The following is a 12,868-nucleotide window of genomic DNA, read 5'->3' on the forward strand; positions in this document are numbered from 1 at the left end:
GCAGCCGGTATTCTTCCGGCTGCTGTATCGCATTTTTGTCGCTTTTAAAAACCTTGTTTGATGTCAACAACCTGTCAGCAAAAACCTGATAGAGTGACACTTCAATTGCACCTTTGTACCTGAAAAAACACAAGGATAGGGTTACCCATGGCAAGTAAAAAACACATCGCTCTGTTTGCTATCGCAATCGTCTCCGTTGCCGCTGGACTGTGGTGGTGGAATCAGCCAGATTTGCCACAAGGTATAGTGACGACTAACGGCCGTCTGGAAGCCACTCAGATAGATGTGGCCAGCAAGGTGGCGGGACGGGTAGAGGAAGTGTTGGTACAAGAGGGTCAAATGGTACAAAGCGGTGATCTATTGGTTCGCATTGATAACCAGCAGCTTGTTGCCAAGCAGGCCGAAGTGCAGTCTAAGGTCGAGCAGGCGTTGTTGGCGGTGGAAGAGGCAAAAGCGGGTGCCGAGCAGCGCCAGAGTCAACTGACCCTGGCGGAATCGGAGCTGGCACGTATTCAGGCCCTGGTGGCAAAAAAGTTATTGTCACAGGATAAGCTGGATCAGGCCCGCGCCCAGTTTGACTCAGCCTCCGCGGCATTGAGGCTGGCCAATGCCAGTACCGAGCGGTTGCAGGCCAGTGTCAATGAGGCGAAAGCTGCCCAACAGGAGCTGCAGAGTCTGCTGGATGACACGCAAATTCGCGCGCCGGGCAGTGGCCGGGTTCAGTATAAACTGGCGCAGGCCGGAGAAGTACTGGCTGCCGGTGGCCGGGTAGTAACCTTGCTTGATCTCTCTGATGTGTATATGACGGTGTTTCTGCCAGCAGATGTGGTAGGTAAGCTGGGTATCAATGATGACGCGCGCCTGATCCTGGATCCCATTCCCCATTACGTGGTGCCGGCCAAGGTCAGCTTTATTGCTGCCGATGCGCAGTTTACTCCCAAGTCAGTGGAAACCCGCGATGCCCGTGACAGCTTAATGTTCAGGGTTAAACTGGCTATTGATCCGGCGCTGTTGAAGAAATATCAGGAGAAGGTCAAAACCGGTGTGCGCGGTATGGCCTATGTGCGTGAGTCGGCGGATATCCAATGGCCAGACAGCCTCAACGTTAACTTGCCATGAGCCAGCTAACCTCTTCGAGTGACGTGGTCTACCTGCAGAACGTCGCGCATCGCTTTGGTGAGCAGCCTGCACTGACACCTCTCAGCCTGTCCATTCCAGCAGGCTGCATGGTGGGAATCATCGGCCCTGATGGGGTGGGTAAATCCACCTTGCTGGCGCTGATTTGTGGCGTGAAACGCTTGCAACAGGGAAGGTTGCAGGTGCTTGGCGAAGATATGGCCACTCCACGCGCCCGACGTCAGCTTTTACCTCGTATTGCCTATATGCCGCAGGGCTTAGGTAAAAATCTTTATCCCACCCTGAGCGTGCAGGAAAATCTGCGTTTTTTTGCCCAGCTTTTCGGTTTAAGCCACAAGGCCAGCGAACAGCGCATTAACCGACTGACCGAGGCGACCGGCTTGGCCCCGTTTCTGGACCGTCCTGCCGGTAAACTGTCTGGCGGTATGAAACAAAAACTCGGGCTGTGCTGTGCGCTGATCCACGATCCGGACTTGTTGGTGCTGGATGAGCCCACCACCGGCGTGGACCCGCTTTCCCGACGTCAGTTCTGGCAACTTATCGATGAAATTCGTGCGGCCAGACCAACCATGAGTGTGCTGGTCGCCACCGCCTATATGGAAGAAGCACAGCGCTTTGACTGGCTGATGGCCATGGATGATGGCCAGGTGATTGCCACCGGCAGTCCGGCGCAGTTGCTGGCGAAAACCGCCAGTCAGGATCTTGAGCAAGCCTTTATTGCCCTGTTGCCGGACAGTAAACGCCAGCATCATCAGGCCGTTGAGGTTACCCCGCCCGGGAATTTTGATGGTCCGCCAGCTATTGAAGCTAATGAGCTGACGCGTCGCTTCGGGGATTTTGTGGCAGTGGATAAGGTGTCATTTCGTATCGAGCAAGGGGAGATCTTTGGTTTTCTCGGCTCCAATGGCTGCGGTAAAACCACCACCATGAAGATGCTGACCGGCCTGTTACCCTTTTCCAGTGGGGAGGCCAGATTATTCGGGCGTTTGCCGGATGCCGGGGATATGCAAACCCGTAAGCAGGTCGGCTATATGTCACAGAGTTTCTCCTTGTACGCGGAACTTTCTGTGTTGCATAACCTGACCTTGCACGCCCGCTTGTATGGATTGGATGAGGCCTATGCCAAGCAGCGTATTGCACAGCTTTTAGTGGACTTTGAGCTTTCTCAGGTAAAGCATAGCTTGCCGCAAAGCCTGCCACTGGGGATACGTCAGCGTCTGCAACTGGCGGTGGCGGTGTTGCATGAACCGCAGGTATTGATCCTCGATGAACCCACCTCGGGCGTGGATCCAGTAGCGCGGGATCAATTCTGGCGACAGTTGCTCAGGCTTTCCCGCGAGCAGGGCGTCACCATTTTTATTTCCACCCATTTTATGAATGAGGCGCTGCGCTGTGACCGTATTTCATTGATGCATGCCGGTAAAGTGCTGGCGGTGGGGAGCCCTGCCGAGCTAACCGCGCATCGTAACGCGATAAGTCTTGAGCAGGCCTTTATTGCCTATCTGGAAGAAGCCGCCAATACGCAAACCCAGGGCCGGGTGCAAGACGCCAATTGGGAAAGTGAAGTACCGCAAGTCAAGACGGTATCACCGCAGAGAAATGCGCTGAAACGTTGGTGGGCCTACGCTTGGCGGGAAAGCCTGGAAATCCGGCGAGACCCAATACGTTTAATGTTTGCTTTACTGGGTCCGCTACTGCTTATGCTCACCTTTGGTTATGGCATTTCATTTGATGTGGATAATTTGCGTTACGGGGTGCTGGATTACGATCAGTCCAGGGAAAGCCGGGTGATGCTGGAAGGGCTGGATGGCTCAAACTATTTTGCCCGTCAACCCGCCCCTACCGATATTAATGAGGGGTTAAATCAGCTGCGCACCGGCGAACTGAGTTTGCTGCTGGAAATCCCCCCGGCATTCGGACGGCAGTTAATGAGTGGCCAGCAGCCGCAGATTGGCGCTTTGATTGATGGTGCAATGCCGTTTAAGGCCGAAACCAGCGCAGGCTATCTGAATGCCGTGTTGCTTGGCGAACTTACCCGTTTGCAGGCTGGGCAATTGCAATCAGCTGACCTCAGCATGCCGGTAGAAGTGCAGAGTCGCTTTCACTTCAATCAAGCTTTTGAAAGCCGTTTTGCCATAGTGCCAGGGGTGGTGATGCTAATGTTAGCCTTGATCCCAGCCATGATGACGGCGCTTGGCATTGTGCGGGAGAAAGAAACCGGCTCAATTGCAAACTTTCAATCCACTCCCACCAGGCGACTGGAGTTCTTATTGGGTAAACAAGCGCCTTATGTGCTGATTGCCTTTATCAGCTATCTGCTGCTGATGCTGATGGCGCTGCTGGTGTTTCAAGTGCCGGTAAAAGGCTCGTTTTGGGTGCTGAGTTTAGGTGCGCTGCTGTATGTGACGGCGACTACCGGCTTTGGTCTGGTGCTGTCCTCCTTTACCCAGACACAAGTGGCGGCGCTGTTTGCTGCTGCGGTGCTGAGTATTCTACCGGCGGTGAATTTCTCCGGCTTGTTAACCCCGGTGTCATCGCTGGAAGGGGCTGGGCGCTACCTGGGCTTGGCGTTTCCCTCTGCCTGGTTTCAGCAAATCAGTATCGGCAGTTTCACTAAAGCCTTGTCTTTTACGCAGCTGTGGCCCAATCTGCTGGCGCTGGCGGGCTTTGTTGTACTCTTTACCTGGCTGGCGTGGCTGGGTCTGCATAAGCAGGAGCGCTGAGTATGCAGTGGCGTCATGTATGGCAATTAGGCGTAAAAGAGCTTTTCAGCCTCAAGGCGGATCCTGTGCTGCTGGGTCTGATCTTCTATATTTTTTCGGTGGCGGTGTATACCGTGGCCACCGGGGTAAATTTTGAAGTGCGCAATGCCGCGGTTGCTGTAGTGGATGAAGATGACTCACCGCTATCCAGGCAAATTGCTTCAGCTTTGTTAGCTCCTCAGTTCCAGAGCGCTGTGAAGATCTCTGCCCGGCAACTGGACAGGGTATTGGAGCAAGGAGAGTTTGTTTTTGTGCTGGTGTTCCCGCCTGATTTTGAACGGGACTTGTTACAGGGAAAACGGCCCCAGGTGCAATTAAATGTGGATGCCTCGGCCATGACTCAGGCGGGCAATGGTGCCACTTATATTCAGCAGATTATTCAGGCCGAAAGCCTGGCTTATCTGGCGCCAGGGCTGGATTTCGCAGCTGGCCTGCCGGTCAGGCTGGAAGTGCGTAAACTGTTTAATCCTAACGCTGATTCGGCCTGGTTCAACTCGGTAATGCAGGTCATTAATAGTGTGACCATGTTGGGCATTATTCTCACCGGGGCGGCGCTGATCCGCGAGCGGGAACACGGCACTATAGAGCATTTGCTGGTGATGCCGGTAACCCCCGCGGATATTATGCTGGCTAAAGTCTGGGCAAACGGTCTGGTGATTCTAGTGGCGACGTTACTGTCTTTGGCCCTGGTGGTGCATCAAATGTTGGGTGTGCCCATTCAAGGTTCGGTGCTGCTATTTACTCTCGCCACTGCCTTGTATCTGTTCTCTGTTACCTCGCTGGGTATCATGCTCGGCACGCTGACCCGCACTATGGCGCAGTTTGGCTTATTAGTGATCCCTGTGGTGGTAGTGATGTATTTGCTCTCTGGCGGAACCACACCGCAGGAAAGTATGCCGGATTGGCTGCGCTGGATAATGCAACTGTCGCCGTCCACTCACTATGTGTCGCTGGCGCAGGATATCTTGTATCGGGGTGCTGGCTGGCAATTGGCCTGGCCACTGCTACTGGTGTTACTGGCGATTGGTATGGTGTTTTTCGGGATTGCCCTGTCGCGTTTTCGCAAAGCCATTGTCAGTATGGGGTAGCCTATGTCCAGGGATATAAAAAAGCGCCGCGTAGCGGCGCTTATAAAGCCTATTTCTTGACGAACTTCAGGGTCATACGGTCACTTTCACCTATGGCCTGATATTTGGCCTTATCTTCCTCACCTAAACGCAGGCTGGGGGGTAAGGTCCATACGCCTTTGGGGTGGTCGGCTGTGTCTTTGGGGTTGGCATTCACATCTGACTCAGCCGCCAGGGTGAATCCCGCTTGCTCAGCAATACGTACGACAAAAGCCTGATGCATATAACCGCTACGGTCCTGGTCTGATGCAGGGCGATCGGCCGGCAGTCTATGCTCAACGACACCTAATACGCCGCCCGGTTTCAAGGCCTTGGCGAAGGCTTTAAAGCTTGCCAGCACATTCTCTTCGCCGCCATTCATATACCAGTTATGTACGTTGCGAAAGGTCAGCACCATATCTGCACTACCGGCCGGAGCGATATCCAATTTTGCCGGTGGCTGGAAGATACTGACTTGCACCTTGCCATACATATCCGGGTTGGCGGCCAGCTTTTCGCTGAAACGCTTGTGGGCATTCTGGTAATACTTCACCTCGGACTCAGGATCGAAGCCCGCGGCATAGTAAGTACCACTATCTTTGAGGTAAGGCGCCAGAATTTCGGTGTACCAGCCACCACCGGGGGAGATTTCCACTACTGTCATATCCGGCTTAATACCAAAGAACTCCAGGGTTTGCTTGGGATGACGATACTGGTCACGGGCCTGATAATCAGCAGTGCGCTGGGCACCGTTAATGGCACTGTCCAGGCCGTCGGCCATGGCAAAGCCACTGACACCCAGGGCAAGGCTCACCGCGCATAAAAGCTTTTTCATTGTCACTATCCTTTGTTGTGTTGTTGATTTTATTACGGCTTAAAAAACCTGTTCAGCTTACAGAGCAATCAAGGCTTTGAAAACTTTCATCGACCAGGGTAGTTAGTTGTAACAAGGTGTTTAGCGAGGAGCAGATGCAGGTCAATTACATTCGAGGTGACCGCCAATCGGGTTTTCATATTGACAGTCGAGCCTATGCACTTGACCAGATGGTGCGCGCCGAAGTGCACTTTCCCTTGGATAACAGTCGTTTTGAGTTGAGCTTACATGGCCAGATAGTGCCGCCACCAGTGGAATATAAAACCGAGCAGAAGCTCATCGCCATTTCCGATGCGGAAGGCGGCTTTAAGGGATTCAGGAATTTCTTGCTTGCCCATAAGGTTATCACTGATTGCCTGTGCTGGGCGTTTGGCAAAGGGCATCTGGTGTTGGTTGGTGAATTCGATTTTCATATGCCGCCTAAGATTGTTAGAACAAGGCATTAAGCGCCTCACATGTTCAGGTCATCTAGTTGCTAAGCGAATATTGCTGGTGTCTTGCGGGATGGCCTTGAATAAATGACTGCACTCCAAGCACTATTGAGGAGTGGTAAATACCGTTAAACCGAAATCCTCACCAAGGCCATTCAATATTCGGGCTGGGCCGAATATATACCCTGTACCTGATTGCCAGCGGCATCTCAGGCAGCTGGTGCCTTTTCTCAGTTGGCATTGCCATTTTGCCATTGCCGGGTTAAACCCCTGATAGTTGTCTGTGATTTCCCAACCGTTATCCATATGGGTCTGCAAGATTTCAGTAAAACGCTCTGCGCTGATGCCCTGCACAATGCGCCAGTCATTACGTCTGAATTTCCAATCTTGGTATCTGCGGGTAATAGCACTAAAGGGGTTCATGAGGATCCTTATTTATTGAACTGAGCTTTCCTGTTCTGGTGCTATCTTGCCAAACTCCACGACCAGTTTCTATGTCTGGATGTGTGAATGTAAATAGATTGTTTAGAGAAGCGAAGAATCAAGGGATTCTGTGCTATTGGCGTATAACAACTATTGATAACTGCTGCATTGCTTTCACCAATACCATATGAAGGGCCTCAGGGCGTAGTAAAGAGAAAACTGTCCGCCGCTTAAGTTGCCATTGGCTTTATCTTTTCTCACTCTTTGGTAAAACGGCCCCTGAATTTGTCCTGCTCCATCAGCAGCTCAGCGCCATTCTCAGAAAAGCTAAATAGAATCGCAGGGCCGTACATTTGCTCGAACAAGAACTGGCGCTCACCTTTGTAAGTCAGGGCCTCTTTAAACTCGTTCTGAATAACATGCACCAATTGATTACCATCTCGGATAAATACCACTTTGTCTGACTTCTCTGTGTTCGAAACGTAGGTACCAACATACCTATCCAGCTCATCAGCCGCTACCGCTAAAATCGCATCATTAAAAAATGCTTTAAGTAAGGCCTCGTAGACAAGATTAATGTTGTCATTTTCGCCATTAGAGGTAACAACCAGCGTTACCTTGTCATCCGGAAAATGTATTGCCGTCGCGCGATACCCATCCAAGGTGCCGCGGTGACCAAAACCTACACGACCGGCCAGGTCGTAACGCATAATGCCCATACCAAATCCATCTTTAATTGCTTGCATGGTGGCAAGGTGTTGCGCTGACACTAGCCGATCGTTAAAAAGGGCGTCTAAAAATAATGCAGCTTCGGTGGCTGTAGAGACTACATCACCCGCACCTAAGGTTACCGACATATCAGTTTGTGGTAACAGCTGCCAGCCGGCTTCGAAACGATAGGAGTAACTTTCATTTTGCTCTGGCGTAACCTGATTGCCCAGGTAAGTACTGGTTAAGCTAAGAGGCATGACTATCTGCTCTTGGAGTATTTGCTCCAGTGGTTTGCCGTGAAGCTTTTCCAGAATACAGGCCAGTAAAAAGTAATTGGAGTTGCTATATTCAGCGCTACTTCCAGGCTCAAAGTCACTTTGGTAACTGAATATCATCTGCAGCATCTGCTGCCGGGTTTGAGGCATAGTGTGGTACTTAAAAAAACGCGGATCTTTTGTATAACTGGCTATACCACTGCGATGCTGCAGCAAATCGGCAACACGAATTTTTGCGGCATTTTCAAGTTCAGGAAAAAAAGCATCAACCCTTTGCTCTAGGGTTAACTTCCCTTCGGCAATGGCTTTAAACACCATTACTGCGGTGTAGGTTTTAGACACTGAGCCTAGGCGATATTTAGTGCCCATATCAGCTGACTGCTCAGTGCTGATGTTTGCAAACCCCGTTGCACGGCTAAATAGCAATTCACCCTTATGCAGTAATGCCACGTTGCCCATAAACTCATGATTTGCCGTCACTGAATCAAAGGCCTGATTTAGTCTTTCCGCTGCGCTGGCATTGGCTTCATTTAATTTAACGGTGTTTGTATGCGGAGTAGGGTCTGAGCAGGCTGTTAGAAACAGCCCCCAACATCCAAGCAATAAGAACCTGTACATCGTTAGTTTGGGGAGAAATCCATTCATTGCCTACTCTCTTATTGCCGGAAAGTTGCCGCTACTATCAGTGCTAGTTTGGCCCTTTAGTTGATTTTGAACTTGGCATAAAAACATCTACTAACTGGGCTTTGAGATACTAGCGAACCAACACGCAAGCCGTCAGGCAGATTATTGTTAATAGATATTTCGAACGTGCGACCCGTTTGTTGGATTCAGGAATACTTGGTGAAAAGTCTGCTGCAAGGCAGCTTTAGCTTAATAGTGTGTTTGGTTGGGCGCAGATTGTTATGGATGTTCAACCCCTGATTGTTATGCTTTCTGGTGAGGGCCATCAGCATGGTTTTTCACATACCCATATTGGCGCCTCACTTCTGGCCGTGTTTGCCGCCTTATCGGGCAAGTATTTATCTGAAATTGGCTTTTCGGATGGTGATTGTACCTTGTTGAGATGGCTAATTGTTAGTGATCATTCGCTAAGGGTAAATAAGCCCTAAGTCTGGGAGCTTGGTATCCTTGGTTCTGCAAAGACTATGTTTATTTAGTGCGTAAAGTTTGAACTTTTGCTCTGGTTGGTTGAATAATGAGCTGTTTCTGTCAGGGAAAACTCAGTTATGTCGAAGAGCGATGACAAACAGCGAGAGGGCTTTAAATCATATTTTAAATTGCCCCCCTTTTGTCCCAAGGCTGGTGAAACAAATAAAGTTGATGAAGCCAAAAAGAACTTTCAAAGCATGTGGGTAGGTGGGCTGCTTGGATCATTATTTTTTGCCTTTACCTTCAATATCTTAAAAGATTTCTCCGATATAGATTTTAGCCAGCTTTTTGCACTTTATACCTGGCAGAGGGGGCTGGGCTATGCGTTTTTACTCTGGTGCATGATTTATTTCACCATTTCCAACTTTCTCAACTCCCATGCCACCCCTCATATTGTCGATGTGCTATTTGATATTGGCCAAACGAGCTTTGCGTTCTTTGTCCTCTACAACTTCGGGCTCATTGATAGTTCACCTGTTATCGAGCGACCATTTCTAGTAATGAACCTTTATTTTATGACCCTCGGGTTTAGTTCGTTACTTTTATACAGTGGACGTTGGTGCAAGGAGCTGTCGGACAAACAACCAGCGGTAAACGCTTGTCGACTTATCATTTTATTGCTCGGTCTTGTGGGGTTGGTTTTGGCCTGTTTTCTTAAGCCGGAATCGAACTCATTGGGCTTGTCTTTGCAGTGGTTGCTAATGGGTTGCCATGGGCTCTTGATGTGGTCTTATGCTTTACAAAGGGTGAGCAGTGATTAGCAAAACCGGCTCAGAAAATCTCCCTTAGCTGGCTCAATAGAAGGTTCAGTGAATTCTATAAGCAAAAAAGCCGGGATAAAAATCCCGGCTTTTCTTGGTATTCAGTGCGTAGTCTTAGTTAATAACTACGTTAGCAGCCTGAGGTCCTTTCTGACCTTGTTCTACGGTGAAAGATACAGACTGACCTTCTTTCAGGGTTTTGAAGCCTTCAGAAGCGATAGAACGGAAGTGTACGAATACATCCTTACCACCGTCTTCCTGAGAAATGAAACCGAAACCTTTTTCTTCGTTAAACCACTTAACAGTGCCTTTTACTGAATTAGACATGTAATAAACCTTTTTAAAACTTAAATTTTGGTGAAATTCACCGGTGGAGCATTAGATAAGACTTACCAAGAACGCATATAAATGTCTAATATCGACTTTACAAAAGGACGAAGATAAAACAGTGCAGTAGTTGAAAGTGCTTTAACTATCTAAAGCCCCTGTATTGTACGTTTAATACCCAGAGCTGTCCATAGCCCCCATAGAAAAATCCTGTTGAGTTTTTCTCGGTCAGAAAACGCGCTAACGAGCCATCTACGATGAGAATGATCCCAGGCATTCTGCTTGAGTCATCAACCTAATGTCTGGAATAGGCCTCTGCCAGCGACGTCATTTAATTATCTGACTACCCGGCGTTATGCTGCTTTTTGTATTCGCTGGGGGTCATGCCGGTGGATTGTTTAAACGCCTTATAAAAGGATGAACGGGCGTTGAAGCCTACTGCCAGGGCAATATCTAATACGGTTTGGTCACTTTTTAGCAGCATTGGCTTGGCGTTTTCAATGCGGGCCTGATTGATAAAATCAAAAAACGTGGTGTCCAGATGCTGATTAAGCGTCTGAGACAGGTATTGTGACGGCACTCCCGTATGTTTTGCCAGCTTTAGCAGATTCAGCTCGGCATCTAAATGCAGGGCATCCTGCGATATGGCATGCACCAGCTTAGTAGCAATACGTTCAAAATCATCCTGGTTGAGTGCAGAGCGCTGGTACTTTGCTTTATTTGTTTGTGCGCCGACTTCTGAGTTGTCCGGTGCTGGAGAGAATACCTCGACGAACCCTGGCTGTTGACGAAACCCATTGGTTGCCATCAGCCAGACCAACACCAGTAGTAACAGGAAAACCCCGGTATCTGACAAGCCATATTGTGCAAAGCGATTCCCCAACGTGAGCACTGCCAGGGCATAAATCCAGGTGAACACTAACAGCAGCGAAAAGCTATGCACCCACAGCAAGGTTTTGCCGCTTTCATTTGCGTACATCTGTTTTATGCGGGAGCGGTATTCAATTGTTCTTTTGAACATGCCGACGACATACACCAGGCTAAGTACGCACCACAGCACCAGCAGTGCGAAAAAGCTGGTGGCGGTCATTTTTGCCATTGTGTTTTCAAGCGGAATTTCTGAGAAAAACAGGTTGTCAAAATCCTGCTCTGGCAATAGTAAAATCAACAGCGAGACAAGCAAGGCGAAGAGAAGAGGCAGAAAGTGTTTATTGGTGTTTTTATGCCACTGCCATGGGGCTGATGAGATAAGCGCCTCATGGTATAGCCAAAAGCAAGGCAACAATAGGTAAAAAATAACGGGGATCGCGGCGATATAAAGCTGCCTGAAAGCGGGAAAGGTAGAGAATATTACCGGGCCACTTGCCAACAGGGCTAGGCAGGTAAGCACGCAGACAAACGGTCGTTTTGCCGGGTTTTTATGCTGCGGCAGCAAAAGGAAAAGGCTGAAGGCGGCAACCGCCAATGCCATGGATGAAAAGTACATATCGAGCATATAAAACCGCTTCATCTAATAGTCTTTCGCTACCTTAACATAGCTGGCTGCATCCACAGGCAGAACCAATATCTCTGTGACTTGTTCATGCCAGGGCTGACCAGAGATCGCTAACTGCATGTACGTTTTCTTGTTTTTTGGTTTTGCGCGGGGCTATCAATCTCAGCCAAGCTGAGTTGAGCTTTAGCAAAACAGAATTCGCTGGTTGTGAATTTAGCCCCAAAGGGGAATGAATCTGTCCTGGCCGAATATCCCGGACATTCGAATGGTGAGTACAGTGAAACATCAAATGCCGTTGAAGCCTTTGTCATCAAAGCGCTGGGGTTTTGTGTCAGTCAATTGAAAACATCTGGTTATTCACATTCCTCTGAAGTTTTTGTGTAAATACTTGCTCACATTGTGCGGCTGGATGCCCCGCGTCTCGGGTGACTTTTTGTCCTCGCCATGTTGCGCGGACGATTCTTTTTGTCCCGCCCATTACTGTGCAGCGAAATTAACCACTACTGAAAGGTAATCACTATGACGCTATGCACAGAACACTCAGTTAACCCTGTTTTGCAGAACACAGGGGCGGCCGCTTCAATTGGGATGGCACTATGTTATGTTTTTATGTTTGTCCTGTTTGGCGCGATGCTGTCTTTCCCGTCCTCAGAGAATGTAGCGGATAAGATTCAGTATATTGGCGAGCAAAAGTTATTAATAAGTCTTGCCAATATTGTCGGCTATCTGGTTTTTGGCGCGCTTTTACTGGTTAGCGTTCAGGCGCTGCAAAACAAAATGCAGTTGGTTAATTCCAGTCTGTTAAATACCGCCAGCTTGTTTGGCATTATCTGGGCGGTATTGATGATGGCGTCCGGCATGCTGTCGTTGGTGGGGATGAACACCATGTTGGGGCTGTTTGATAGGTCACCGGCGCAAGCCGAAAACCTTTTTTATACCTACAACACTGTTGTGAATGGTCTTGGCGGTGGCATTGAATTGGTTGGTGGATTATGGGTATTGCTGGCCAGCATCTGTGGGTTAGTTAAGCAAAAGATGTCTAAAGGTCTGCATATTTTAGGCTTGGTGGTTGGCACTTTTGGGGTATTGACGCTGATTCAAAGTGTGCCAGAAATGAAAGAACTGTTCGGATTAAGCCAAATTGTCTGGTTTATCTGGTTGGGGTTATCTCTGCGTTCACCCACTAAAGACAAATCAGGAAAGGCGAAACATTAAGGGCGAACTCAATCCATTGGTATTCATGTTGAACTTTTTCGACATGCCTATGTGCTGCTGATAGCAATGATAACCCTGATACTAACGACTCTGGTGTAGAGCCCTAGATTTAAACAGTTGGTTAGAAGGCCTGCGTAGCAGGCCATATTATTCCGACACTTCGAATTCACAGCGCTCGTCCGTTGAATCCTTTGGCCTG

At 49.2% G+C, this 12,868-nt stretch carries 12 protein-coding genes; 7 read left to right on the forward strand and 5 right to left on the reverse strand.

Features of this window, described 5'->3' with window-relative positions:
- Positions 1 to 147: 147 nt before the first annotated feature.
- From J0A65_RS01705 to J0A65_RS01715, 3 genes are read left to right on the forward strand one after another with little or no spacing between them, the layout of a single operon-like run.
- Positions 148 to 1,119, forward strand: coding sequence for an HlyD family secretion protein (locus J0A65_RS01705; protein WP_206592376.1), 972 nt, complete (start codon positions 148 to 150; stop codon positions 1,117 to 1,119).
- Positions 1,116 to 3,860 carry a ribosome-associated ATPase/putative transporter RbbA gene (rbbA, locus tag J0A65_RS01710; RefSeq protein WP_206592377.1) on the forward strand — a complete coding sequence of 915 codons (2,745 nt, stop codon included), beginning with the start codon at positions 1,116 to 1,118 and terminating at the stop codon, positions 3,858 to 3,860. The genes J0A65_RS01705 and rbbA overlap by 4 nt, the downstream gene beginning before the upstream one ends.
- 2 nt (positions 3,861 to 3,862) lie before the next feature.
- Positions 3,863 to 4,987 carry an ABC transporter permease gene (locus tag J0A65_RS01715; RefSeq protein ID WP_206592378.1) on the forward strand — a complete coding sequence of 375 codons (1,125 nt, stop codon included), beginning with the start codon at positions 3,863 to 3,865 and terminating at the stop codon, positions 4,985 to 4,987.
- A gap of 49 nt (positions 4,988 to 5,036) precedes the next feature.
- Here the strand turns inward: J0A65_RS01715 and J0A65_RS01720 are convergent, their stop codons facing one another.
- Positions 5,037 to 5,786, reverse strand: a complete 750-nt coding sequence (locus tag J0A65_RS01720) for a class I SAM-dependent methyltransferase (RefSeq protein WP_416135292.1) — start codon at positions 5,784 to 5,786, stop codon at positions 5,037 to 5,039.
- A gap of 188 nt (positions 5,787 to 5,974) precedes the next feature.
- Between J0A65_RS01720 and J0A65_RS01725 the strand changes: the two genes are divergently transcribed.
- On the forward strand, positions 5,975 to 6,325 hold the full coding sequence (locus J0A65_RS01725; RefSeq protein WP_206592380.1) for a hypothetical protein: 351 nt from the start codon (positions 5,975 to 5,977) through the stop codon (positions 6,323 to 6,325).
- A gap of 90 nt (positions 6,326 to 6,415) precedes the next feature.
- Here J0A65_RS01725 and J0A65_RS01730 read toward each other — a convergent pair whose 3' ends face one another.
- Both J0A65_RS01730 and J0A65_RS01735 read right to left on the reverse strand, forming a co-directional pair.
- Positions 6,416 to 6,733, reverse strand: a complete 318-nt coding sequence (locus J0A65_RS01730) for a hypothetical protein (protein WP_206592381.1) — start codon at positions 6,731 to 6,733, stop codon at positions 6,416 to 6,418.
- Between the two features lie 257 nt (positions 6,734 to 6,990).
- A complete protein-coding gene (locus tag J0A65_RS01735; RefSeq protein WP_206592382.1) occupies positions 6,991 to 8,364 on the reverse strand; it encodes a serine hydrolase domain-containing protein in 1,374 nt (457 codons plus the stop codon).
- 260 nt (positions 8,365 to 8,624) lie between these two features.
- On the opposite strand from J0A65_RS01735, the gene J0A65_RS27245 reads away from it, so the two are divergent.
- Together J0A65_RS27245 and J0A65_RS01745 are read left to right on the forward strand one after the other, a co-directional pair.
- Entirely contained in the window at positions 8,625 to 8,831 is a 207-nt protein-coding gene (locus tag J0A65_RS27245; protein WP_232849674.1) for a hypothetical protein, read from the forward strand.
- Between the two features lie 117 nt (positions 8,832 to 8,948).
- Positions 8,949 to 9,632: a hypothetical protein gene (locus J0A65_RS01745; RefSeq protein ID WP_206592383.1), complete on the forward strand. Its 684-nt coding sequence runs from the start codon at positions 8,949 to 8,951 to the stop codon at positions 9,630 to 9,632.
- Between the two features lie 114 nt (positions 9,633 to 9,746).
- Here J0A65_RS01745 and cspE read toward each other — a convergent pair whose 3' ends face one another.
- On the reverse strand, positions 9,747 to 9,959 hold the full coding sequence (gene cspE / locus J0A65_RS01750) for a transcription antiterminator/RNA stability regulator CspE (RefSeq protein WP_206592384.1): 213 nt from the start codon (positions 9,957 to 9,959) through the stop codon (positions 9,747 to 9,749).
- 343 nt (positions 9,960 to 10,302) lie between these two features.
- Positions 10,303 to 11,469: a helix-turn-helix domain-containing protein gene (locus tag J0A65_RS01755; protein WP_206592385.1), complete on the reverse strand. Its 1,167-nt coding sequence runs from the start codon at positions 11,467 to 11,469 to the stop codon at positions 10,303 to 10,305.
- A gap of 594 nt (positions 11,470 to 12,063) precedes the next feature.
- On the opposite strand from J0A65_RS01755, the gene J0A65_RS01760 reads away from it, so the two are divergent.
- Positions 12,064 to 12,669, forward strand: coding sequence for a hypothetical protein (locus J0A65_RS01760; protein ID WP_206592386.1), 606 nt, complete (start codon positions 12,064 to 12,066; stop codon positions 12,667 to 12,669).
- Positions 12,670 to 12,868: the final 199 nt, after the last annotated feature.

Origin of the sequence: Bowmanella yangjiangensis, assembly GCF_017255015.1 — a bacterium.
Classification (GTDB): Bacteria; Pseudomonadota; Gammaproteobacteria; order Enterobacterales; family Alteromonadaceae; genus Bowmanella; species Bowmanella yangjiangensis.

Excerpts from the sequence above, each read along its gene's own strand:
- J0A65_RS01705 (WP_206592376.1), top strand. The coding sequence starts at position 148 with ATGGCAAGTAAAAAACACATCGCTCTGTTTGCTATCGCAATCGTCTCC.
- rbbA (WP_206592377.1), top strand. The coding sequence starts at position 1,116 with ATGAGCCAGCTAACCTCTTCGAGTGACGTGGTCTACCTGCAGAACGTC.
- J0A65_RS01715 (WP_206592378.1), top strand. The coding sequence starts at position 3,863 with ATGCAGTGGCGTCATGTATGGCAATTAGGCGTAAAAGAGCTTTTCAGC.
- J0A65_RS01720 (WP_416135292.1), bottom strand. The coding sequence starts at position 5,786 with ATGGCCGACGGCCTGGACAGTGCCATTAACGGTGCCCAGCGCACTGCT.
- J0A65_RS01725 (WP_206592380.1), top strand. The coding sequence starts at position 5,975 with ATGCAGGTCAATTACATTCGAGGTGACCGCCAATCGGGTTTTCATATT.
- J0A65_RS01730 (WP_206592381.1), bottom strand. The coding sequence starts at position 6,733 with ATGAACCCCTTTAGTGCTATTACCCGCAGATACCAAGATTGGAAATTC.
- J0A65_RS01735 (WP_206592382.1), bottom strand. The coding sequence starts at position 8,364 with ATGAATGGATTTCTCCCCAAACTAACGATGTACAGGTTCTTATTGCTT.
- J0A65_RS27245 (WP_232849674.1), top strand. The coding sequence starts at position 8,625 with ATGGATGTTCAACCCCTGATTGTTATGCTTTCTGGTGAGGGCCATCAG.
- J0A65_RS01745 (WP_206592383.1), top strand. The coding sequence starts at position 8,949 with ATGTCGAAGAGCGATGACAAACAGCGAGAGGGCTTTAAATCATATTTT.
- cspE (WP_206592384.1), bottom strand. The coding sequence starts at position 9,959 with ATGTCTAATTCAGTAAAAGGCACTGTTAAGTGGTTTAACGAAGAAAAA.
- J0A65_RS01755 (WP_206592385.1), bottom strand. The coding sequence starts at position 11,469 with ATGAAGCGGTTTTATATGCTCGATATGTACTTTTCATCCATGGCATTG.
- J0A65_RS01760 (WP_206592386.1), top strand. The coding sequence starts at position 12,064 with ATGTTTGTCCTGTTTGGCGCGATGCTGTCTTTCCCGTCCTCAGAGAAT.